This is a genomic window from Kribbella sp. CA-245084 (assembly GCF_050942355.1).
Lineage (GTDB): Bacteria > Actinomycetota > Actinomycetes > Propionibacteriales > Kribbellaceae > Kribbella.
In genome coordinates this window covers 3,755,645-3,776,956 of record NZ_CP192053.1, presented here as the reverse complement: position 1 = coordinate 3,776,956, position 21,312 = coordinate 3,755,645, and the positions used below count along the sequence as shown (strand labels likewise).

Annotated in this window: 26 protein-coding genes; 5 read left to right on the top strand and 21 right to left on the bottom strand. The window is 68.7% G+C overall.

Going from position 1 to position 21,312, the window contains the following annotated elements; all coding sequences use genetic code 11:
* From ACQPYH_RS18135 to ACQPYH_RS18125, 3 genes are read right to left on the bottom strand one after another with little or no spacing between them, the layout of a single operon-like run.
* Positions 1-333, bottom strand: a complete 333-nt coding sequence (locus ACQPYH_RS18135) for a small basic family protein (RefSeq protein ID WP_012920789.1) — start codon at positions 331-333, stop codon at positions 1-3.
* Complete coding sequence (locus ACQPYH_RS18130; protein ID WP_432892743.1) at positions 330-1,178, bottom strand: DUF881 domain-containing protein; 849 nt, start codon at positions 1,176-1,178, stop codon at positions 330-332. Before ACQPYH_RS18130 ends, ACQPYH_RS18135 begins: the two co-directional genes overlap by 4 nt.
* A gap of 4 nt (positions 1,179-1,182) precedes the next feature.
* Positions 1,183-1,779: a CDP-alcohol phosphatidyltransferase family protein gene (locus ACQPYH_RS18125; RefSeq protein ID WP_130450578.1), complete on the bottom strand. Its 597-nt coding sequence runs from the start codon at positions 1,777-1,779 to the stop codon at positions 1,183-1,185.
* Positions 1,780-1,977: 198 nt separating this feature from the next.
* On the opposite strand from ACQPYH_RS18125, the gene ACQPYH_RS18120 reads away from it, so the two are divergent.
* Together ACQPYH_RS18120 and ACQPYH_RS18115 are read left to right on the top strand one after the other, a co-directional pair.
* Positions 1,978-2,346, top strand: a complete 369-nt coding sequence (locus ACQPYH_RS18120) for a YciI family protein (protein WP_432892742.1) — start codon at positions 1,978-1,980, stop codon at positions 2,344-2,346.
* A complete protein-coding gene (locus ACQPYH_RS18115) occupies positions 2,343-3,539 on the top strand; it encodes an RNA polymerase sigma factor (protein ID WP_432892740.1) in 1,197 nt (398 codons plus the stop codon). The genes ACQPYH_RS18120 and ACQPYH_RS18115 overlap by 4 nt, the downstream gene beginning before the upstream one ends.
* Here ACQPYH_RS18115 and ACQPYH_RS18110 read toward each other — a convergent pair.
* From ACQPYH_RS18110 to ACQPYH_RS18100, 3 genes are read right to left on the bottom strand one after another with little or no spacing between them, the layout of a single operon-like run.
* On the bottom strand, positions 3,514-4,278 hold the full coding sequence (locus ACQPYH_RS18110) for a class I SAM-dependent methyltransferase (protein WP_432892739.1): 765 nt from the start codon (positions 4,276-4,278) through the stop codon (positions 3,514-3,516). The two genes, ACQPYH_RS18115 and ACQPYH_RS18110, sit on opposite strands and share 26 nt — an antisense overlap.
* A 54-nt stretch (positions 4,279-4,332) precedes the next feature.
* Entirely contained in the window at positions 4,333-5,175 is an 843-nt protein-coding gene (locus ACQPYH_RS18105; protein WP_432892738.1) for a DUF2268 domain-containing putative Zn-dependent protease, read from the bottom strand.
* A complete protein-coding gene (locus ACQPYH_RS18100) occupies positions 5,172-5,558 on the bottom strand; it encodes a VOC family protein (RefSeq protein WP_432892736.1) in 387 nt (128 codons plus the stop codon). Before ACQPYH_RS18100 ends, ACQPYH_RS18105 begins: the two co-directional genes overlap by 4 nt.
* A gap of 56 nt (positions 5,559-5,614) precedes the next feature.
* Here ACQPYH_RS18100 and ACQPYH_RS18095 point away from each other — a divergent pair, with 56 nt between their 5' ends.
* Positions 5,615-6,223: an N-acetyltransferase family protein gene (locus ACQPYH_RS18095; RefSeq protein ID WP_432892735.1), complete on the top strand. Its 609-nt coding sequence runs from the start codon at positions 5,615-5,617 to the stop codon at positions 6,221-6,223.
* On the opposite strand, the gene ACQPYH_RS18090 is transcribed toward ACQPYH_RS18095, so the two are convergent.
* Complete coding sequence (locus ACQPYH_RS18090) at positions 6,224-7,828, bottom strand: DNA polymerase Y family protein (RefSeq protein ID WP_432892734.1); 1,605 nt, start codon at positions 7,826-7,828, stop codon at positions 6,224-6,226. It lies immediately after the preceding gene.
* Entirely contained in the window at positions 7,828-8,643 is an 816-nt protein-coding gene (locus tag ACQPYH_RS18085; RefSeq protein ID WP_432892732.1) for a hypothetical protein, read from the bottom strand. The genes ACQPYH_RS18090 and ACQPYH_RS18085 overlap by 1 nt, the downstream gene beginning before the upstream one ends.
* A gap of 89 nt (positions 8,644-8,732) precedes the next feature.
* On the opposite strand from ACQPYH_RS18085, the gene ACQPYH_RS18080 reads away from it, so the two are divergent.
* Together ACQPYH_RS18080 and ACQPYH_RS18075 are read left to right on the top strand one after the other, a co-directional pair.
* A complete protein-coding gene (locus ACQPYH_RS18080; RefSeq protein WP_432892730.1) occupies positions 8,733-9,197 on the top strand; it encodes a PPOX class F420-dependent oxidoreductase in 465 nt (154 codons plus the stop codon).
* A gap of 7 nt (positions 9,198-9,204) precedes the next feature.
* Positions 9,205-9,945: a PIG-L deacetylase family protein gene (locus tag ACQPYH_RS18075; RefSeq protein WP_432892729.1), complete on the top strand. Its 741-nt coding sequence runs from the start codon at positions 9,205-9,207 to the stop codon at positions 9,943-9,945.
* On the opposite strand, the gene ACQPYH_RS18070 is transcribed toward ACQPYH_RS18075, so the two are convergent.
* The 13 genes from ACQPYH_RS18070 to ACQPYH_RS18010 form a co-directional block, all read right to left on the bottom strand.
* Positions 9,908-10,600 carry a GntR family transcriptional regulator gene (locus ACQPYH_RS18070; protein WP_130450597.1) on the bottom strand — a complete coding sequence of 231 codons (693 nt, stop codon included), beginning with the start codon at positions 10,598-10,600 and terminating at the stop codon, positions 9,908-9,910. The genes ACQPYH_RS18075 and ACQPYH_RS18070 overlap by 38 nt on opposite strands.
* Positions 10,601-10,735: 135 nt before the next feature.
* Positions 10,736-11,674 (bottom strand): quinone oxidoreductase family protein, encoded by a 939-nt coding sequence (locus ACQPYH_RS18065; RefSeq protein ID WP_432892728.1) that lies wholly within the window; start codon positions 11,672-11,674, stop codon positions 10,736-10,738.
* Positions 11,675-11,735: 61 nt separating this feature from the next.
* The gene (locus tag ACQPYH_RS18060; protein WP_432892727.1) at positions 11,736-12,635 is read right to left on the bottom strand and encodes an amidohydrolase family protein; all 900 of its coding nucleotides are present in this window, start codon (positions 12,633-12,635) and stop codon (positions 11,736-11,738) included.
* A 1-nt stretch (position 12,636) separates the two neighbouring features.
* A complete protein-coding gene (locus ACQPYH_RS18055) occupies positions 12,637-13,029 on the bottom strand; it encodes a cupin domain-containing protein (RefSeq protein WP_432892725.1) in 393 nt (130 codons plus the stop codon).
* Positions 13,026-14,585, bottom strand: coding sequence for an FAD-dependent monooxygenase (locus ACQPYH_RS18050; protein ID WP_432892723.1), 1,560 nt, complete (start codon positions 14,583-14,585; stop codon positions 13,026-13,028). The genes ACQPYH_RS18055 and ACQPYH_RS18050 overlap by 4 nt, the downstream gene beginning before the upstream one ends.
* 16 nt (positions 14,586-14,601) lie before the next feature.
* Positions 14,602-15,324 carry an SDR family NAD(P)-dependent oxidoreductase gene (locus ACQPYH_RS18045; RefSeq protein ID WP_432892722.1) on the bottom strand — a complete coding sequence of 241 codons (723 nt, stop codon included), beginning with the start codon at positions 15,322-15,324 and terminating at the stop codon, positions 14,602-14,604.
* Complete coding sequence (locus ACQPYH_RS18040) at positions 15,321-16,019, bottom strand: GntR family transcriptional regulator (RefSeq protein ID WP_432892720.1); 699 nt, start codon at positions 16,017-16,019, stop codon at positions 15,321-15,323. Before ACQPYH_RS18040 ends, ACQPYH_RS18045 begins: the two co-directional genes overlap by 4 nt.
* Positions 16,016-16,849, bottom strand: a complete 834-nt coding sequence (locus ACQPYH_RS18035) for a fumarylacetoacetate hydrolase family protein (protein ID WP_432892718.1) — start codon at positions 16,847-16,849, stop codon at positions 16,016-16,018. Before ACQPYH_RS18035 ends, ACQPYH_RS18040 begins: the two co-directional genes overlap by 4 nt.
* Positions 16,850-16,888: 39 nt before the next feature.
* Positions 16,889-17,284 carry a RidA family protein gene (locus tag ACQPYH_RS18030; protein ID WP_432892716.1) on the bottom strand — a complete coding sequence of 132 codons (396 nt, stop codon included), beginning with the start codon at positions 17,282-17,284 and terminating at the stop codon, positions 16,889-16,891.
* A complete protein-coding gene (locus ACQPYH_RS18025; RefSeq protein WP_432892714.1) occupies positions 17,284-18,372 on the bottom strand; it encodes an Ldh family oxidoreductase in 1,089 nt (362 codons plus the stop codon). The genes ACQPYH_RS18030 and ACQPYH_RS18025 overlap by 1 nt, the downstream gene beginning before the upstream one ends.
* Positions 18,373-18,487: 115 nt before the next feature.
* Positions 18,488-19,267 (bottom strand): ABC transporter permease, encoded by a 780-nt coding sequence (locus ACQPYH_RS18020; protein ID WP_432892712.1) that lies wholly within the window; start codon positions 19,265-19,267, stop codon positions 18,488-18,490.
* A complete protein-coding gene (locus tag ACQPYH_RS18015; RefSeq protein WP_432892710.1) occupies positions 19,264-20,043 on the bottom strand; it encodes an ABC transporter ATP-binding protein in 780 nt (259 codons plus the stop codon). The genes ACQPYH_RS18020 and ACQPYH_RS18015 overlap by 4 nt, the downstream gene beginning before the upstream one ends.
* 15 nt (positions 20,044-20,058) lie before the next feature.
* Complete coding sequence (locus ACQPYH_RS18010; RefSeq protein ID WP_432892708.1) at positions 20,059-21,078, bottom strand: ABC transporter substrate-binding protein; 1,020 nt, start codon at positions 21,076-21,078, stop codon at positions 20,059-20,061.
* Between the last annotated feature and the right edge of the window lie 234 nt (positions 21,079-21,312).

The window sequence follows — 21,312 nt, the reverse complement described above, 5'->3', positions numbered from 1 at the left end:
TCAGGCCCGGAAGATGTGGCGCCGGATGGCTGCCATGTTGGTGAAGATCCGGATGCCGAGCACGACGACCACGCCGGTCGACAGCTGCGAGCCGACGCCGAGCTGGTCACCCAGGTAGACGATCAGGGCCGCGATCAGCACGTTCGAGACGAACGACACGACGAACACCTTGTCGTCGAAGATCCCGTCCAGGAACGCCCGGAGCGCGCCGAACACCGCGTCGAGCGCGGCCACGACCGCGATCGGCAGGTAGGGCTGGGCCCAGTCCGGCACGTCGGGGGCGACCAGCAGACCGATCACGACACCGATCACCAGTCCGAGTACGGCGATCATCTCGATCCCACTTTCGCGTAGCGCAACGCGATGGTCGCATCGGCCGGCACCAGCAAGGAGTCCTCCGTCGTGATCGTCATCCGGACATCGAAGTTGCTCACCAGGTACTGCACCCAGCGGCCGCCCGAGCTCTGCGCGAACCGGGCCGGCATGGTCGCGGTGTCCCCGATCGCGAGCACCGTGTACGGCGGGGTCAGCGAGCTGTAGTCGACCGTGATCGCACTGCCCGCGCCGCGGATCGCGGTCAGCGAGGTGATCCGGTGACCGTTCACCGACACCGCCTCCGCGCCGGACGTCCACAGGCCGTTGACCAGCTGCTGCAGATCGACGTCGAGCAACCGGCCCTCTTTGGAGTCGGCGTTCTTCGCATCGTCGATGACCGCCTTCAGCCCGGGGCCGGTGACCGAGATCGCACCGGTCTGCAGCTCCAGGTCGTCGAGCTTCTGCTGCAGCGCCGCGCCGGTGCTGTCGTTGCTCAGTCCGCTCGCCTGTAACCGGCGCACCTCGTCGGCGAGGTCGGACTGGTGGTTGCGCAGACCGTTCAGCCGGCTGTCGGCCTGGTTGATCCGGTCGATCAGTTCGCTGCGCTGCTTCTCGGCCTCCGGCGCGCTGCGGTAGTTCTGCGAGGCGGCGACCGCGAGCAGGAAGCCGAGCACGACCGTGGCCGCCACGAGCATGATCCGGTGCCGGGAGCGGAGCGCCTTGGCGCCGTCCTTCGGGCGGGTCCGGGCCGCGACGGCGTACCCCTCGTCGATCGGGTGCGCCATCAGGTTGTTCAGCAGCGACATCGACGCGTCGACGCGCCGAGGCTTCTGCGCCGGTTTCTGGGGGGCTTGCTGTGTCACTGCTCTACCCGGCCGCGTCCTTGATCGGCTTCACCGTCTGGACGAGGTGCCGCAGCTGGGCGAAGTACAGTGCGCCGGCCCAGTAGTACAGACCGGTCCCCCAGATCGCGAACGCCCAGCCGAACACGCGGGCGAGCAGGTTGAGGGTGGAGTCGCCGTCGCCGAGCAGGAGCAGCGGGAACGCGTACAGCAGGCAGAACGTGGCGGACTTGCCGAGGAAGTGCACCGGGAGCGCGTTGAAGCCGCGGCGGTGCAGGGCCGGCAGGGTCAGCGTCAGCAGCAGGTCCCGCAGCGGCAGCGCGATCGCCAGCCACCACGGGATGATGTCGCGCAACGCCAGGCCGACGACGGTCGCGAAAATGTACAGCCGGTCGGCCACCGGGTCGAGCATCTGGCCCAGCCGGCTGGTCTGGTTCATCCGGCGGGCGATCTGGCCGTCGGCCCAGTCGGTGAAACCGGAGATCGCCAGCACCAGCAGCGCCCAGCCGTCCTCCTTCGGGCCGAGCACCAGCCACAGGAACAGCGGCACCCCCAGCAACCTGAGGAAGCTGAGCGCGTTCGGGATCGTCAAAACCCGGTCGGACACTTCCAAGTCCGGCACGCGACCCCTCCCTCTCTCACCCTGATACCCGACGTAACTCTACTGGGGCGCCCCGACAGGTTTACGTCCGGCCATGCCGGGGCATGCCCCGGCTTTCCCCTGATACCAGAACGCGCCTGCCCCGCTGCCGCTATGGGTGGTGCGAACCGGTGACCCGATCGATACCGGAGAGTGATCCTTGGAACGGGAGGGCTGATCATGAAGTTCTTGGTGCTGATCTACGGGAACCCGGAGTCGCGGGCGGTGTGGGATTCGCTGTCCGACGAGCAGAAGCAGGAAGGCATGGCGGGGTACGCCGGCCTGCACGAGGCGCTCGCGGCCCGCGGGGAGCTGGTCGCGTCGGAGTCGCTGGACGACCCGGGGCTGACCAAGCAGGTGCTGATCCGCGACGGGAAGCCGCTGACGACGGACGGGCCGTTCGCCGAGGTCAAGGAGCAGCTGGCCGGCTTCTACCTGCTGGACTGCGACTCGATGGACCGTGCGGTGGAGATCGTCGCGCAGATCCCGGAGGCTCCGTTCAGTGTCGTGGAGGTCCGTCCGGTCCGTGATCTCGGCGCGTTCATGTGATCGAGGAGCTGCTGCGGGAGCAGGCGCCGCAGGTGCTGGCCGCGCTGGTCCGGCGGTACGGCGACTTCGACGCGTGCGAGGACGCCGTACAGGAGGCTCTGCTGGCTGCGTCGTTGCAGTGGCCGGGTGAGGGCGTTCCGGCGAATCCGCGCGGCTGGCTGATCACGGTCGCGTCGCGGCGACGGATCGAAGTACTGAGGAACGAGGCGGCGCGGACGCGGCGCGAGGAGGCGGTCGGGGTCGCGCCGGAGCCCGAGCCTGCGTCGTCGGTCGACGACTCGCTGACGTTGCTGATGCTGTGCTGCCACCCGGCGCTGACGTCGCAGTCGCAGGTCGCGCTCACGTTGCGCGCGGTCGGCGGGCTGACCACCGGCGAGATCGCCCGGGCGTTTCTGGTGCCGGAGGCAACGATCGGGCAGCGGATCAGCCGGGCGAAGGCGAAGCTGCAGGGCGCGCGGTTCGCGATGCCGCCGGCGTCGGAGCAGCCCGAGCGGCTGGCCGCCGTACTGCATGTGCTGTATCTGATCTTCAACGAGGGCTACACGGCCTCATCCGGTACGTCGCTGCATCGGGTCGAGCTGAGCACGGAGGCGATCCGGCTGACGCGGCAGTTGCAGGCGCAGCTCCCGTCGGAGGGCGAGGTGGCCGGGCTGCTCGCGTTGATGCTGCTGACGGACGCGCGTCGGCCCGCGCGTACGACACCGGACGGCGCTCTGGTGCCGTTGCCGGATCAGGACCGGACGTTGTGGGATGGTGCGGCGGTTGCCGAAGGCACCGAGTTGATCACGTCGACGCTGCAGTCAGCGCCGGTCGGGCTCTACCAGTTGCAAGCCGCGATCGCCGCGGTCCACGACTCGGCGGCGCGGGCCGAGGACACGGACTGGCGCGAGATCCTGATGCTCTACGAACTTCTCGAGTCGACCGCGCCCGGCCCGATGGTGACGCTGAACCGGATCGTCGCGGTCGCGATGGTGCACGGCCCGGCGGCCGGGCTGGCGTTGCTCGACGACGTGGACGGTGCATTGCAGGATCACCATCGGCTGGCTGCGGTGCGAGCTCATCTGCTGGAGCTGTCGGGCGATGCGGTTGCGGCCCGACAGGCTTATGAGCTTGCCGCGCGGCTCACGCAGAGTCTTCCCGAACAGCGCTACCTGCAGGCGCGCGCCGCTAAGCTCTCGGCCGACCCCAGCTGAGCTCGGCCTCGATCTTCAGCTCCAGTACGCCGTCCTTCGCGTACGGGCGGACCGCTTCCTCGACGGTCGCGTCGAAGTCGGCGGCCTCCTCGGGAGTCATCAGATCCCGCGCCAGACTCGACGTCGAGTGGAACTGCTCCACGTAGTCGGCGACCTTCTGGTGATAGGTGACGGGCGCCGTCCGGGCCGTCCCGTTGAGCTCGAGCAGGCCGCGATCGCGGATCGCCTCGACGACGCTGTACTTCGGGTCGTGGTCCTTCTTGCGCGAGTGCCGCTGGATCGCTTCGACGACGCCGTCCCACCAGGGCGTGTCGACGGGACCGTGCTCGATGACGACGAGCTGGGCGTTCGGGGTCAGGTGCGGGACGATCCGCGCGAACGTCTCCTCCCACGGCAACCAGTGGATACTCGCGCCGGCGGTCACCAGTGCGTACGGCCCGTCGAGCTCGGCGGTCTCGATCGGGTTGACCTGCCAGGTGATGTTCGGGTGGTCGCCGCCGGGGCGCTGCTTGCCGGCTTCGACCATCGGTGCGGAGAAGTCGATCGCGTCGACGCGCTCGACCCGCGGCGCGATCGGCCGGGCGATCGCGCCCTCGCCGGCGCCGATGTCGAGCACACGTCGCGGTTCGTCGGTGATCAGTGCCAGGAGTCGGTCGAACACCTCATCCGGATACGGCGGCCGATGCTGATAGGCCTCCGCTACTGCTTCCTGCTGGAACGTCGCCGCAAGCTCAGTCATGCCTCGGAGCCTAGTCCGGGCGTTGCCTGTCCGACGGCCGATTCTGCTCCCGGCCTAGCGCGGAACTCCGGCGTCGTCAGGGTCGTTGTTCGTCAGCCAGGCACGGAGCTCATGCATGGCGCGGGCGGTGGACCAGCGGGCCAGATCGGGCCAGGCGTGCTCGCGGCGGAGGTCCTGGATCAGCCTCGTGCCGACGTAGTACCCGATGCGCTGCGGGAACTCGGACTTGCCGCTGAGCGTGAGGAAGCGGCGGATGACGTCGTCGTCCTCGGAGTCGAGGTTGTCGAGGATCGCGGCGCGGGCGGCCACTTCCTGGCGTTGGCAGTCCGCGAGCCAGTCGTCGTACCCGGGTCCGAACCAGAGGTGCTCGGCGAGCGTGTACTGCGGAAACAGCTCGGCCGTGAGCGCGGTCGCGAAACCTTCGCTGTAGATGTCCTCGCCGAGCGGCCCCTCGTCCGGCCAGGGCTGTTCGGGAAGCGGCGCCTGCAGCGCGTGCGCGATCTCGTGGGCGCCGAGGATCTCGGCGCCGCGTTCGTCGGGGATCAGCTCGACCGCGAGGTACAGCGTGCCGCCGGCGACCCAGCCGTTCGAGGTGGCGAGCCCGACCATCGCGACCCCGTCGATGTCGATGTGGCCGGCGTCGAGGAGCGGTACGACGCGACCGGCGGCCTGCTCGATCCACCGGGTGGCGTGCGGCGCGTTGGCCTGGATCCGGTCCGCGAACTGTTCGTACGCCGCGAACGCCTTCTCCCGTTGCGCTTCCTGCAGCGTCCGGCCGGACCTGGTCAGATCGTTGAGGACCTCCGGGTGCTTCTCGATGTACTCGTCCCAGGGCCTGTCCGCACTCGCCCAGAAGTCGATGAACGCGGGCACCAGATCCCGCACTGTCACGCTCATTCATTTCCCCAAACGGTCGCGCGCTGCTCGAAGTACTCCTGATCGCTGTGCACCGGGATGACACAGAACAGATGGCCGCCGGGGGCTTTGAGGGTGTGACAGCCCTGCCAGTCGGCGATCTCCACCGCGCCGAGGGCGGTCAGTCGCGCAACCTCGGCGGTGACGTCGTCGGTCTCGATGTCGAGGTGGTACCGCGGCTCGTCGTCGACCGACTGGATCGCGGCGACATACCCCGGGATCGCGTTGTGCAGGCTGATGAACTGCGGCTCGCCCTCCGGCGACGACGTCCGTACGCCGAGCGCCTCGGACCAGAACGTCGTGGCCGCGTCGACCTCGTCCCGCCGTACGTCGATGAGGAAGGTGGAGACTCGGCTGCGATGCATGCGGTCAATTTAGTTCCGGAAGCGGGTCGTCCGGAACCGGCGTTAATCTGCTGGGCATGGTGATCGATGAGTCGCAGCTGACCGTCGTACCGGCGAACGAGGTGCCGTGGGAAGACCTGCAAACGATCTTCGGTACGACGGACGCCGGGCTGTGCCAATGCCAGCGGTTCAAGATCCGCGGGTGGATCTGGCGGGACTCGACACTGGACGAGCGGATGACGCGACTCCAGGACCAGACCGCGTGCGGCGTGCCGGACGCGACGTCGACGACCGGACTGGTCGCGTACGTCGACGGCGAGCCGGCCGGCTGGGTCGCTGTCGAGCCGCGCACGGCGTACCCGAAGCTGCGGACGTCGCGGGTGCTGTGGGCGGACCGCTCCGAGGACAAGGACGACGAGAGCGTCTGGGCTGTCACGTGCATAACGGTCCGTAAAGGCTTCCGCGGCCGCGGCCTCACGTATCACCTGGCCCGCGCGACCATCCCGTACGCCCGCAGCCGCGGCGCCCGCGCACTGGAGGCCTACCCGATGTTCACCCAACCCGGCAAAACCATCACCTGGGGCGAACTCCACGTCGGCCCCCACCAGGCCTTCGAGGAAGCCGGCTTCAAACAACTCACCCACCCCACCCTCCGCCGCACAGTGATGCGGATCGACTTCACGTAATCAGTCGTAGGTGGCTTGGGCCTGCCAGGTTGTTTGGTGGAGGGTGAAGAGCCAGGCGCGGGTGTCGGCGGTCTGGAACTGGAAGCGGGCCTGGCGGGACTCGGTGGCGGGGTCCCACCAGCGTTCGGTGCTGAGCCAGGGGCCGGCCCAGGCCGTGATCGGGTGGATTTTGTTGCTGTCGGCAACCTGAACGCCGGAGCCGCCGGAGGACAGCAAGGAGAACGCGGCCGGTACGCCGGACAGCTCGCCGCGGGCGCTGACCGAGACCTGGGCGCCGTCCGCGGCGAACACCTTCGCGGGGATCGGCTCCGGGAAGATCGTGGTCGGCGCCGGCGTCGGCCAGCGCTCGGCCCCGGTGATCGCCCCGGGCCACGGCTGGTCCGGCGGCCGTGCCGGCACCGGCGGATCACCCCAGGGGATCAGCGTCTGCCGGTCCGCGAACCCTCGCCCGCCGCCGATCACCACCGACACGACCGCGCCGTGACCGAGCATGCTCTGCACCCGCGACAACGCCCGGTGGATCCGCTCGTCCGGCCCGCCGCCCCACAACCCGTCGACATGGGCGCCGACCGGATCCGCCTGATCCGGGATCAACCGGATCCGCACGACGGGCGACGTCAGCTCACTGGTCGCCGTCCCGCTCCCCTGCAACTGCCAACGCACGCGGTCCACCACGTCCGTCGCGGTGAACCAGCGTGGATGCAGCCACTCCCGCTCGTGGATCCGCCCGGACTCGGTGCCGACCTCGACCCGCAGCGTCGTACACACCAGGCCGAGCTCGGTCAGCCGGACGATCATCTCGTCGGCGATCGCACGGACCGCGAACGCGACCTGGTCGACCCGGTCGACGGACGGCTCGAAGTCGAGCGCCCGGGTCAACTCCGGCGGGACCTCCCGGCCGGTCACCGGACGATCGTCGGATCCGCTCGCCAGCCGATGGGCGAAGGCGCCGCTGGGGCCGAACCGGGTCAGCACCTCCGTCCCGGACAGTTGGGCGAACGCGCCCAGCGACCGCAACCCCAGCCGGCGCAGCAGATCCGTGAGCTCCGGCTGCTCGAGCAGGTCGACCGACAACGGCGCGAGGAACTCCGGTGATCCGCCCGGCGGCACCACGTGCACCCTGGTCCGCGCGGAGCTCGCCCGCGCCGCCTGCTCCGCGGCGAACGGACCGTCGGCGATCCCGACCCGGCTGCCCGGCACGTCGAACGTCTCCAGCCGGTCGAGCAGCTTCTCCGCCGCCCGCTCCTCGCTGCCGTAGAACCGGGCCGGACCGCGTGCCTTCAACGCGCACATGCCTGGGCGGATCGCCTGCACGCCCGGCGTGATCGCCTCCAGGCACGCGATCACCGGGTCGAACGCGCGCGCGTCGATCACCGGGTCGTACTTCAGCACGACCAGCTCCGGGCACCGCGACTGCGCGTCCCGGGCCCGCTGCCCGCGCCGCACCCCTTCGGCCCGCGCGGCCGCCGAGGTAGCGAGCACCTTTCCTTTCTCCAGCACGACGATCGGCTCGTCCGGCGATCGTCCGGTCGCCACCGCGGCCGCCGTCACCGGCCAGTCGGGCACCCAGATCACCATCGTGCGGGTGAGTCCGCGGCTGCCCATCAGCCCACCGCGCCGATCTGGTCAGCCCACTCTTCCTGCCAGCCCGGAGCTTCCTCACGCGCCGGCGCCGCGGGCCGGACTGCACCGTCAGGGCCAGGAAGCCAGAGCTCATGACGACGGGCACGTAAGCCTGCCCGTCGACCGCTTACCGCGACCGTTGCCCGGCGGGCGGTGATCAGACCCTCGCCGTCACCCAGACCGGTCCAGGTGTTGCTCTCGATCTCGAACCGGGCCTCGCTGCCGGGCCACGACCCGTACGCGATCAGCATCGCGCCGCGGGTCCGGAGCCGGGCGGCAAGCCGGGACGCCTCCCCCGGTGTCACCTCCCCGGGCGGCCGGACGACCACCACCGTCAGCGCGTCCACCAACGCGGCGACGACGCTGAGCCATTCGCGGCCCGGATCCGGGACCAGCACGAGCCGCTCCAGATCGACCCCGAGCCCGCGCGCCGCCTCGGCACCGAACGACGGCACCCCGACGACGCCGCACCAGGCGCCCTCCGCGGACGGACCGGCCATCAACGCCATCACCAGGGCAGCGCTGCCACGCACGGAGTACACCGAGCCACCGCGCAGGCTCGCCCCCGCCAGCAACTCACTCACCGCCGGATGCGTCGGCAGCTCCCGATCCACCCCCGCCGTATCCAACGCCTGCTGCACCCGCGCCACCGACGGCACCCGGCCGGTGACAGGAGCCAGCCGGGCACCCTCCTCAACGTCGTCTTCAGCAGCCTTCCGAGCCTTGACCTGGGCAAGGAGCAGCCGTGCCTGGTCGAGCGCCGTGACCCGACTCGCCGCTGCTTCGATCCCCGTCATGAATCCATGTTCGAACACCTGTTCGAACATGTCAATCCGGTCGTCCACACCCCCGCAGGAGCTCCAGGCTGGCGCATAGGGTGGGGGCCATGCCGAGGACTATTGCTACCAACACCAAGGTCGACGTCGAGGGGTTGCTGGAGTTTGTGCGGCCTCGTCATCACATGTTGTTGATCACGTATCGGGCGGACGGGACGGCGCAGGCGTCGCCGGTGTCCGGGGGTGTGGACACCGAGGGCCGCATCGTCATCTCGTCGTACCCGGAGCGGGCCAAGAGCACCAACGTGAAGCGGACCGGTAAGGCCGGTGTGCTCGTGCTGTCGGACGAGTGGAGCGGCGCGTGGGTGCAGGTGGACGGTAGTGGCGAGGTGATCGAGCTGCCGGACGCGGTGGAGCCGCTGGTCGACTACTACCGTGCGATCTCCGGCGAGCACCCGGACTGGGACGAGTACCGCGAGGCGATGGTGCAGCAGGGCAAGTGCCTGATCCGCATCACCCCGGAGCGCTGGGGTCCGCTCGCCACCGGCGGCTTCCCGGCCCGCCTGGCCGACTGACCAGCTGATGCGTACGGCGCTCGTCGTCCACGCACATCCGGACGACGAGGTGTTCGCCACCGGCGCCGCGACCGCTGTGCTGCACGAGCAGGGCTGGCACGTCGTACTGCGTGTTGCCACCGCCGGGATGCACGGAGCCGCGGACCACCTCACCAACTCCTGCGCGCTGCTCGGGATCGACGAGTGGCACTGGCTCGGCGCAGCGAACCAGTGGATCGACGACGGCGGTCACAAAGGCCCGCAGACGCCGGCAGCCGCCGATCCGGCCGAGCTGGCCGCAGAGGTCGAGAAGGCAGTCCACCAGCTCCAGCCGGAGCTCATCCTCACCGTCGGACGGGACGGGCTCACCGGGCATCCGGACCACATCGCCATCTCACAAGCAGTCCAGCGAGCACTCCAGCGCGTCCCCTGCCGCACGCTCGGTGCACGCGTTAGAGCACAAGACGTGCGTGCAGGTGAGCAACTGGTCCAGCAGCTAGCCCCAGGAGAGCAGATCGGCTCAGGCCACCTCACCGGATGCGCTACACCGCTCGAGGAGATGAGTGGAGGGTCCGAGCAGCGCAGGCGGCAAGCACTGGACGAGTACTACGAAGGCTTGGGCAGCAAGCCGCTCGAAGAGCTCATCGGGGTGCACCGCGCGAGCAGCGACGGCCTGCTGCTTCGCGCGGTCTTCGACGCAACTGGCTGGCAGCACGACCGGTTCGAAGAGCTCACGGCTTGGCCGAGCGACGCTCCATCGTCTCGGTGATGCGCTGCATCGCACCTTCCAGGTGTTCGCGCAGCGCGGCCTCGGCGCCCGCCTCGTCGTGCGCCACGCACGCGTCGAGGATCGCCTGGTGCTCCCGCCGGGTCTGCTCGATCCGGGCCTTGGTCTGCCGGGAGCCGAACCGGTAGCGCTCGCTGTTCTGCCAGACCGGCTCGATCGCTCGCGGCAGCCACCGCGAACCGCCGGCCCGATAGATGGCGAAGTGGAACTCGGTGTGCGCCTGCCGGGACGCGATGTTGTCACCCAGCTTCGACAACCGGACATGCTCGGCCAGTGCGTCCCGCGCGGTCGAGGCGTCCGTGTCGGAGAACCGCGTCGCGGCCGCACGCACCGCAAGAGACTCCAGCGCCAACCGGGTCGCGTGAGTGTCGCGCAGGTCCTCCATCGACAGCTCCCGGACCCAGGCGCCCTTGTGCGGGACGATTTCCACCAGTCCGAGCGCAGCCATCCGGCGCAGCCCTTCCCGGATCGGCATCTGGCTCATGTCCAGCCGTTTGGCGAGCTCCTCGAGCCGCAGCGCCGTACCACTGGGGAGCTCACCGGACAGGATCAGTTCGTGCAGTTCGGCGGCGGCTTCCTCGGCGAGCGTACGACGGCCGGTAGGCCCCCCAGGCGTGAGCTCGAGTCGTCGGATCATCAGTAGCGGGCTGCCTCTCTCCTATTCAGCTCTGGAGGTACCGTAGCCGCCGCTCGGGTATCTGCGGGCTTTCGGCGACGGATTGCTCAGCGCAGAGCCCAACAAAGACAAGTGGTCTAGGCCAGCCGAGGAGTGTCAGCGCAACGCGGTCAGATCCAGCAACACCCGCCCGGCCTGCCGATCCAGCACGTCACCGGCCCGGTCCGCGGGCACCACGTCGTACTCCGCTCGCCAGGAAGCCGGTGCGATATCTGCGAGTGCCTGACCGACCGCATCCGGTGCCAGAGCAGTGCGCTGCAGGTTCACCGGCAACACCCGGAGGTCGCGGCCGATCAACTGGTGAAGATCGATCGTGGTGAACTCACCGGCCTTATAACCCAGTACTGCGATCCGCCCGCCCGGAGCGATGTGCCCCAGCACCCCGCCGGTCACCGGACCGCCCATGGTGTCGATCGCCGCGTCACACCACTGCAGCTCCCGGCCAACCTGTCCCAGTCCGTCTACGCGAACGATCTGGTCCACCAGTGCGGTCGTGGCATCAACAATCGCCTCCATCGACACCAGACCAATCACCCGCTCCGCTCCGGCCGACCGTGCGATCGCAGCGCACATCCGCCCGAGCATGCTGGTTACGCCGGTGACGACAACGGTCTCGCCCTTCAGTACATCGGCCACTCGCCGTACTGCGGTGTGTGCAGTCAACGCCTGCGACAGCAACGTCAGCGCCGCTCCCGGCTCCAACGACGACGGCAGCCGATGTACGGCGACATCCGGCACGACGGCGTACTGCCCCCACACACCTGCTCTCGTCACACCGACACCGTCGCCGCGGACGAGCACAGCCGTCCCCGCCTCGACCGCATCCGAACTGACGACCACACCCGTTCCCTCGGTGCCCGGTACGAACGGCACCGACGGCTGCTTGCCGGCCAGCGTCGACCGGTCCTGCGAAGACACGGCGGCCAGCCGCATCTCCACCAACGTCTCACCCGGACCGGCTGCCAGCTCGACCTCTTCGGCCTTCAGCTGCTCACCCGGCCCATGACTGTGCAAGACAGTCCCCCGTGTACTCACGCCTCATCCCCGTTCACGATTTGATATCTGATCACAACCTCGACCAGACAGAACACCCGTCTCACCACGCGGCGACCTCCTTCGCCAGCGGCCGGGTCAGCACCTCGGCCGTCGCGGACCGCGCGGCGGACACCCCGTCGCTGCCCATCGGGAACGGCCAGTCGCTCCCGGCCAGCACCCGGTCGGCACCGAACGTCGAAGTCAGCAGTTCCAGTACGGCGTCGTCGTGCACCAGATCGTCGACGTAGAACCGGCGCAGCGCCTCCGCGACCGGCAACGACACCGGCTCGATCCCGGGCCGTTCGGTGTCGATCCCGCGCTGCCACCGGCCGGCAACGGCCGCCGTCACACCACCCCCATGGCACAAGCAGAACCGGATCCCTGGAAACCGCCCCGGCACGTCGGCGAAGACGAGCGAAGCGGCGGCCACCCCGGTCTCGTACGGATTCCCCAACAGGTTCGACAAGTAGAACGAATCAAGCCGCTTGTCGTCACTGCTGCCGGGATGAATCAGCGTGAACGCCTCCAGCACGTCCAGCACCCGCCAGACCGGATCCAGCCCGGCATAGCTCGGCGTACCCACTGCGAACCCGCCGAAGACGCCCTCAGCGGCCAGACCGGCAGCCACCTCCGGCGCTGCCGGGTCCAGCAGCGGCAGATGCGCCAAGACGCGCAGTTGTGGCGTGGCGAGCTCCCGGAGCCCCTGGTTCACCAGCTCGGACCACTCGACCCCGGCGTCGTACCGGAAGAGCGCGGGCGGCACGGAGACGACAGCGCCGTCCAGCGACTGCTCGGTGATCCAGTGCAGCAGTGCGGCCGGGTCGGCGAGCCGACGCAGCGGCAGTCGCTGTCCGTCGATCACCAGCGAACCGCTGTCGACGGACAGCCCGAACTCACCGCGGTGCGCCGCCGACAGTACGGTCGGCGGGATCAGGTGGGTGTGGACGTCCCAACCGGCCATGTCAGCGGGCGTCCTCGTCGTTGTCGTAGAAGTCCGGCCGCTCCGGGTAGTGCGGCCCGTCGTACACCTCCAGCAGGACAGAGGTCTCCTCCGCCCGCGTCGGTCCGTGCGTCACGCCCTTCGGGTTCCAGTAGAAGCTGCCCTTGGTCAGCGTGGTCCCGGTCGGCAGGTAGACGTACCGGCCGGACAGGCAGAACATGAACTGGTTCGACGCGTGCTTGTGCTCGGACGGAATGCCGGAGCCCTTCTCGAAACGCACCAGTGCGATCGAGGCCTCGGTCTCCGGGTCCCGCCACAGCATCTTGTGGGACAAGCCGTCCAGCGACTTCTCGACCCACTCCAGGTCGTCCGTCTGCAGCAGGATCTCCCGCAGCGGCTGGTCAAAACCGGTCATGGCACCTCCCGACCAGTAATGCGGCTGTAGAGCTCCTCAGCAACACCAGTACCCATCGGAGCCACCGCAGCCACATGCCCGTCCGGACGAAGCAGTACGACGGTCTCGGGCGGCACGCCGTACCGCTTGGTGGCAACGCTTCCCGGGTCGAACAGCGCACGGTCCCGCAGACCGGAGTCGTGCGGCGCGTCCCACCGGGACACCGCATAGTGCTGCAGCGCGGGCGATCCGTTCACCGGGATCTCCGGGCGCCGCCGGACATCTGTGAAGTACAAGGCAACGAACGAGTCCCGGCACAGGTCGTGGATCGTCACACGACCGGTCGGGCTCTGCAGCACCAGGTCGGGTGCCCGGTCACCGGCGCGCACTGTAGGCGGTTCGGCCGAGGTGGCAACCATCGACCAGTCACCGGAGCCGTCCACATCCAGCCGCACACTGAGCAGAGTCCGCGTGTACGCCGTTGCCCAGTCACTCGTTCCCGCCGTGACAGCACCCTGCTGGAACGACATGTACTTCCGCGCAGCCTCAGCCATCTCGCCCGAGCCCTCGATCGCCACCGGACGCTGCTCCTGCTCGTACCCGTCCAGCAACGACGGATCCGCCCAGCCGCGGAGTACCCAGGCCAGCCGCCACGGCAGGTTCGACGCGTCCAGCGCACCGGTGTTCAGACCCAGCGCCCACATCGGCGTGATCAGGTGGGCCGCATCGCCCATCAGGAACACCCTGCGGTCCTTGGTCCACTGCTCCGCGACCCGGTGGTGCACGTTGTAGACGACCGAGCCCAGCAGCTCGATCCGGTCGACCTCGCCGATGAACTGCTTCACCTTCACCAGCAGGTCCTCGTCGTCCGGTGCGTCGGCACCCGGCGCCAGCGGGAACAGGAACCGCCAGTTGTCGGGCTGCCGGATCAGGACCATCCACTCGGACTTGTCCGCGAAGTACGCGAGGTACGGGTAGTCCCTGGCGTTGTTGACGTCCAGATCCACCACGACATCGATCAGCATGTACCGCTCGGGCAAGGTCTCCCCCACGACCTTCACACCGAGCGCATCGCGGATCCGCGAACGCCCACCGTCACAGGCCAGCAGGTACGACGCCTCGAGCTCCTGCGGTCCGTCCGGCGTCTCGACCTGCAGTACGACGCGGTCGTCGCGTACGTCGAACGACGTCATCCGGTGCTGCGTCCGTACCGGCGTGGACAGGGCAGCCGCGAGGAGCGGCTCCATCTTCTGCTGCGGCAGGTTGATGACGAACGGGAACTGCGTGTCGTTCGCCAGCTCGGCCAGCTGCACCGAGGCCCGCGGGGTGTTCGTCGCGCGGTCGATGTCACCGATCTCGTCGATCCGCAAGGCAGCGCCGAGGATGCGGTCCACCGCGCCGTACCGGTTCCAGATCTCCAGGGTCCGGCTGAGCGTCGTACCGGCCTTGGTGTCGGAGGAGAGCGTGGCGTCCTCCTCCAGCAGCACATACGGGATGCCGTAGTGCTCCAGGCCGAGGGCCGCGGTCAGACCGATCGGTCCGGCGCCCACTACGACAACGGGCAGCTGTTCAGTCAACTTGTCACTCCGGCAACTAAATAAAGCTCGTGAGCTTGGCAAAGGCACGTTCCCGGGCCAGCACCGACCCGGTCATCGCGGCCGCGTCGGACAGCAGGAACAGCAACGGCCCGACCACGTCGTCGGTGTCGCCGATACCTATGGTGTCGTGCCAGTGCTCCCGGTCCGCACCGCCGTTCGCAGTACGGAACTGTTCGGTGTCGATCACCCCTGGCGCGACCACGTTCACCCGGACCCGGTCGCCGGCCACCTCGGCCGCCAGCGACTTGGCGAACGCCACCAGCGCCGCCTTGCTCGCCGCGTACGCCGACGCACCGGCGTACCCGGTCGACGCCAGCCCCGACGTGAACACCACGACCGAACCGGACTGCCGCTCCACCATCTGCGGTACGACGGCCTGACACGCCCAGACCACACCGTCGAGGTTCACCTGCAGCGTGCGGGTCCACTCGGCCGCATCCATCTCCAGCACGGTCGACCGCGGCTGCACGGCCGCACCGGCGACCAGACCGTCGATCCGCCCGTGCCGCTCCAGCACACCGGCAACCGCAGCCTGTACGGCGGACCGGTCCGCCACGTCGACCTCGACGTACTCGACACCGTCGGCCGGGGGCGTGACGTCGAAGACGACCGCAGTACCGCCGGCGGCGTTGAAGGCATGTGCGAGTGCCGCACCGATGCCCCGTGCGCCGCCTGTGATCACCACGACCTCACCGGTCGCGTCGAAGCTCACCTTCATGACGTCTCCTTCTGCTTCGACGTCATCGTCTCGGTGATCCGCTGGAACGCGCCGGCCAGGTGGCTGCGCAACGCCTGCTCGGCCGCATCAGGGTCCTGCGCGACGCAAGCGTCCAGGATCGCCTGGTGCTCCTGCCGGCTCTTCTCGATCAGGAACGCCGTCAGCCGGCTGCCGAACCGGTAGCGCTCGCTGTTCTGCCACACCGGCTCGATTGCTCGCGGCAACCACTGTGAACCGCTCGCCCGGTAGATCGCGAAGTGGAAGTCCGCATGGGCCTCACGGGCACCCGCCGAGTCCTCTGCACGCGACAGACGGAGGTGCTCGGCCAGCGCGGCCGCTGCCTTCGTCAGATCGTCACCGGTGAACCGGGCCGCAGCCGCCCGTACGGCGAGGCTCTCCAACGCCAGCCGGGTCTCGTGCGTGTCGCGCAGATCGGACAACGACAGGTCACGGACCCATGCGCCGCGGTGCGGAATGATCTCGACCAGCCCGAGCGCCTCCAGCCGACGGAGTCCCTCGCGCACAGGCATCTGGCTCATCTCGAGCCGGCTGGCCAGCTCGACGAGACGCAGCGGCGTACCGCTCGGCAGCTCGCCGGACAGGATCAGCTGGTGCAGCTCGGCGGCCGCGTGCTCGGCGAGGGTACGGCGGCCGCTCTTGCCGCTACCTGGCAGCAGTTCCAGGGGCCCGCTCATGCGCGTGCCACTCTGTTGCGCAGCTCGCCGAGTTTGTCGGAGCGGGTGACGACGACGTCGCCGTCCTGGAGGAACACCTGTGGCTCGCGGGCGTTGCCGATGCCGGCCGGCGTACCGGTCAGCAGCAGGTCGCCCGGGCGCAGCGTCATGCCGAACGAGAGCTCACTGATCAGCGTGGCGACGTCGAACGCCATCTGCCGCGTGGACGCGTCCTGGCGTACCTCACCGTTCACCAAGCACTGCAGGTGGATGTCCTGCGGGTCGCCCACCTCGTCGGCGGTCACGATCCACGGACCCAGCGGCATCGTGTCGTCGATGCTCTTACCCTTCAGCCACTGACCGCCGTGCGCACGCTGCAAGTCCCGCTGCGACACGTCGTTCGCCAGCGTGTAGCCCCAGACGTGGTCCAGTGCGTCGGCGACAGCGATGTTCTTGCCGGTCTTGCCGATCACCAGCGCGACCTCGGCCTCGTAATCCCACTTGGCGGAGATCGCCGGATCCCAGGCGATGTCGTCGTACGGACCGATCACCACGTCCGGGCCCTTGGTGAAGAACGTCGGGTGCTTGGGCCGGTCCACGTCCTGGCCCTCACGCTTGCCCTTGCTCTCCTCGAAGTGGTCCCAGTAGTTCCACCCGGTACACAGGATGTCCCGCCGGAACCGCCGCAGCGGTGCTCGCAGGATCCCCTCGTCATAAGGGATCTTGTCCACCACGTCGGCCGATCCGGAGATCACCTCGGTCAGGTCGGTTGCCGATAGCAACAGAACCGAATCCCCGTCGAGTACGCCGGGCACCTCGCGCCCGGCGTACTCCACCGTCACGTACTTCATCTCAGGTCCACTCGACACCGCGCATGGCTTCACCCCCGGTCATGCGACCACTGCGATCGCGTTGATCTCGATCAGGTAATCGGGATGTGCGAGCTTGCTGACCTCGACCATCGTCGACGCCGGCAGCGGCTCGGTGAAGTACTGCGCCCGGATCTCGTGGATCTTGGCGAAGTCCTCCATGTTGCGCACGTACACATCCACCCGGCAGACATCCGCGAGCGTGCCGCCGGCGGCCTCGACCGCCGCCTTCACGTTCTCGCACACCTGCCTGGTCTGTTCCCGGACGTCCCCGACCCCGACGATCCCGCCGTCCGGCCGCCGGGCGGTCATCCCGGAAACGAAGACCAACCGCCCGGTCGCTTCGATCGTCGTGGCCTGCGAGAACACCCCGTTCGGGCTCCGCAGCGCCTCCGTCGACACCTGTGTCTTTCCCATCAGCTCAACACCCCTCCCGCCGGTACGACGGCGCCGACCGCGCGCGCCGCCTCCAGCAGCCCGTCCAGTCCGGACCGCTCGATCAGCACACCGTGCCGGCGCTGGTACGCCGCACGCTCCGCCTCGATCTCACCCGGCAGATGCAGCCGGCTCACGCCGGGAGCCGTCGCGCTCCCCCGGACCCGCGCGGCCAGCCCGGACGAGCGCAGGCGGAAACTCTCCACGCCGCCCATCAACTCCGGGTCGATCGCCAGGAACAGGTGCGCGCAGTCGTTCGGCCGGTCCGGCTCGCGGTACAGCGGGCGGACCTGGTCGCCCCAGCCGCCGCCGCTCAGCACACCGGTGAGTACGTCGATCATCAGCGCCAGCCCGAAGCCCTTGTGGCCGGCCGCCGGCAACAGCATGCCGAGCACGGCCTCCTCCGGGTCCGTGGTCGGCGTACCCGAGGGATCGGTCGCCCAGGTGTCGGGAATCGACCGCCCGGCCGAGGCCGCCAGCCGGATCTTGCCCAGGGCAACAGCCGACAACGCCATGTCCAGCACGATCTCCACGCCGGCCTTGGTCGGGACCGCGATCGCGAGCGGGTTGTTGCCGACGATCCGCTCGGCGCCGCCCGGAGCGGGCATCAGCGGGGTGGTGTTCGACATCGCGATACCGATACACCCGGCCTGACCGGCTTGCATGGCCCAGCGGCTGGCCGCGCCGAAGTGGTGCGCGTTGCGGACCGAGACCAGCCCGATGCCGTACCGGCCGGCGCGCTCGATCGCGTGCCCCATCGCCTGCGGGCTGGACAGTTGGCCCATCCCGCCGCGGGCGTCCGCGACCATCGCCGCGCCGGCGTCGTACAGGATGTCGAGCTCGCGCTCGCGGGTCACACCGCCGGCGTTCAGGCGTTCGACGTACATCGGAACCAGCATCACGCCGTGCGAACTCACGCCGCGCAGATCCGCCTCGACCAGCGCAGTGGCGATCTTGCCCGCGTCCGCCGGGTCGAATCCGACCGCGGTGAACACCGACGAAACCGTGGCCTGCAGCCAGTCGGGCCGAACCAGCACGCGTCTGTCCGCGTCGGAAGCTTGCGCGGTCATCGGGCCTCCCGTCCTGGACTGAGGAGCGTAGGGAGCGAAGCGACCGGAGCGACGAGGGAAGGACGGGAGCCAAAGCCCGATGACCTGCCGCGCCGGAGGCGTGGCATTGATACCGTCACCGCTTCTCCTGGGCCCATGGGAGCAGCAGGTGCTCGAGTAGCACCAAGCCGTAGAACAAGAGGATGCTCATCACGCTGAGGAGCATGATCGCTGCGAACGCCAGCGTGGTGTCGGCGCTGGCGCCGGACTGCTGGATCACGTACCCGAGTCCCTTGGTGGCGCCAACGAACTCGCCGATCACGGCACCGATCACCGCCAGCGAGATCGCCACCTTGAACCCGGTGAAGATCTGCGGCATCGCGTACCGCAGCCGGAGCTTGAAGAACTCCTGCGCCCGCGTCGCGTCCAGCGACCGCATCAGCTCGACCAGCTCGGTCGGCGTCGACTTCATCCCCTGCGCGGTCGAGATCACGATCGGGAAGAAGCACATCAGCAGCACCATCACGATCTTCGGCCACTGACCGAAGCCCATCCACACCACCAGCAGCGGCGCGATCGCGACCTTGGGGATCGAGTTCACCATCAGCAGCAGCGGGTAGACCAGCCGCTCGAGGACCACCGAGCGGACGATCACCAGCGCGATCGGTACGCCGATGACGATCGCGAGCAGGAAGCCCTCGATCGTCTCGAGCAGCGACGTACCGGTCTCCGACAGCAGGACACCGGGCTGGTCGAAGAACTTGACCACCACGTCCCACGGCGTCGGCAGCAGGTACGGCTCGATCGAGAACACGACCGTCGCGAGCCACCACAGCGCGATCGCCGCCGCCAGCCCGATGATCGGGAGGATGACGGCGGCCGCCGGCGAACCGGTCAGCCAGGAACGCTTGGTCATCGCCGGTCCTCGCTGTCCTTCTCCGAGAGCAGCGCGTGCAAGCGGGCGCTGATCGTGGCCACCTCGGTGACGTACGCGTTCTGGGCGAGGCTGCGCGGCCGCGGGATGTCGATGTCGACGATCTCGCGCATCCGCCCCGGCCGCGGCGTCAGTACGACGACCCGGTCCGCGAGGACGACGGCCTCCTCGATCGAGTGCGTGACGAACACGATCGTGGTGGCCAGCTCCATCTTGATCCGCTGCAGCTCCTCGGACAGCTCGGTCCGGGTGAGCGCGTCGAGTGCGGAGAACGGCTCGTCCATCAGCATCACCTGCGGATCGCGGATCAACGACCGGCACAGCGACACCCGCTGCTGCATGCCGCCGGACAGCTCGTGCGGCAGGCGCCGTTCGAAACCTTGCAGACCGACCAGCTCGAGCAGTTGGTGAGCCCGGTCCCGGTACGCCGCCTTGCCGCGGTCGCTGCCCTTGTCGATCTCGACCGGCAGCATCACGTTCGACAGCACCGAGCGCCACGGCAGCAGGGCCGGACGCTGGAACATGAACGAGACGTCCCGGCGCGGTCCGGTGACGGGTTCCTCCGCCACCTGGACCGAACCGGACGTCGGCGGCAACAGTCCCGCGATCAGCCGGAGCAGAGTGGACTTGCCACATCCGGACCGGCCGATCAGCGTGACGAACTCACCGCCGCGGACGTGCAGGTCGATCTTCTCGAGGGCTGTCACCCGGCCCTCGCGTCCGTCGAAGACCTGCCCTACGCCGTCCAGGCGAATCATCAGTGGTCGGACACCCTAGCTCTTCGGAGCCAGGCTCATCGTGACGACGTCGTCGGGGGTGACGGATCCCTTCGGCATCGCGTTCGACTGCTCCAGCAAGCTGATGATCGTCTTGACCCGCTCCAGGTCGACGTCGCCGAGCGGACCCTTGAAGGTGTCCGGCTTGGTGTACTTCTTCATGATCTCCAGCTCGCTGGTAGCAACCGCGAGATCGGTGTCGGGCACGTACTTCTTCAGGATCGCGGCGGACCCGGCCGGGTCGTCGACGGTGTCCTGCAGGCCCTTGAGCAGCGCGCCGGTGAACTTCTTCACCTGGTCCGGGTGGTCCTTGGCCAGGTCCGACCGGGTGATGATCGCGTTGCCGTACAGCTGCGGCAGCACGTCGCCGTAGGCCAGTGTGACGGGATCGCGGTGGCTCGGGTCGGCCTTCTTGATCAGCGGCTCGCCGACCACGAACTGGCCGATGCCCTTGACCTTGCCGGAGGCAAGCAGCTTCGGCAGCGCCGGCGGCGGCGACGGGAGGAACGTGACCGACTTCGGGTCGATGTTCACGGCCTTGGCGTAGACCGGGAACATCACCGTGTTGGTGGAACCCGGCTGGTCGGCGATGGTCTTGCCGACCAGGTCCTGCGGCTTCTCGATGCCGTAACCCTTGAGCGACATGATGGCGGCCAGCGACCGCTGGTGGATCATGCCGACCGTGGTGACCGGCAGCTTCTGCTTGCCGAGGGTGATCACGATCGCGGTGAAGTCGCCGATGCCGTAGTCGGCCTGCCCACCGGCCACCAGCTTCATCACGTCGACGGTGCCGCTGCCCGGGGTGATCTTGACGTCGAAGCCGGCGTCCTTGAAGTACCCCTTGTCCAGCGCGACGTACGCGTACGCCTCACGGCCGAAGGTGTTGAACGACGTCAGGTAGTTGACCTTCGTCAGGCTGTTGTCGGCCTGACTGCCTTTGTCGTCACCATTACATGCACTGACCAGGGCGAGCCCCAGGACCGCCATCAGCGCGATGACGGAACGCCTCAACCTCATATCGACCTCTCTCGTCCCGATATTTGATCAAACATCAAATATGGAAAGGTGGTCAATCCGCCTGCGGGGTCTTCACGGGGACTTAACGTCCGCCGTGCCGGGTCCTCGCAGAGCATGCTGGCCACCCGTCCTGGAGCCGTTCCCCATACCTGTCCGTAGCCGAACGGGCACCCGCCCCGACCACAGACCGTACCTGCCTGAGCAGCAGATCGCGACGCCCGCGAGGGCACAACC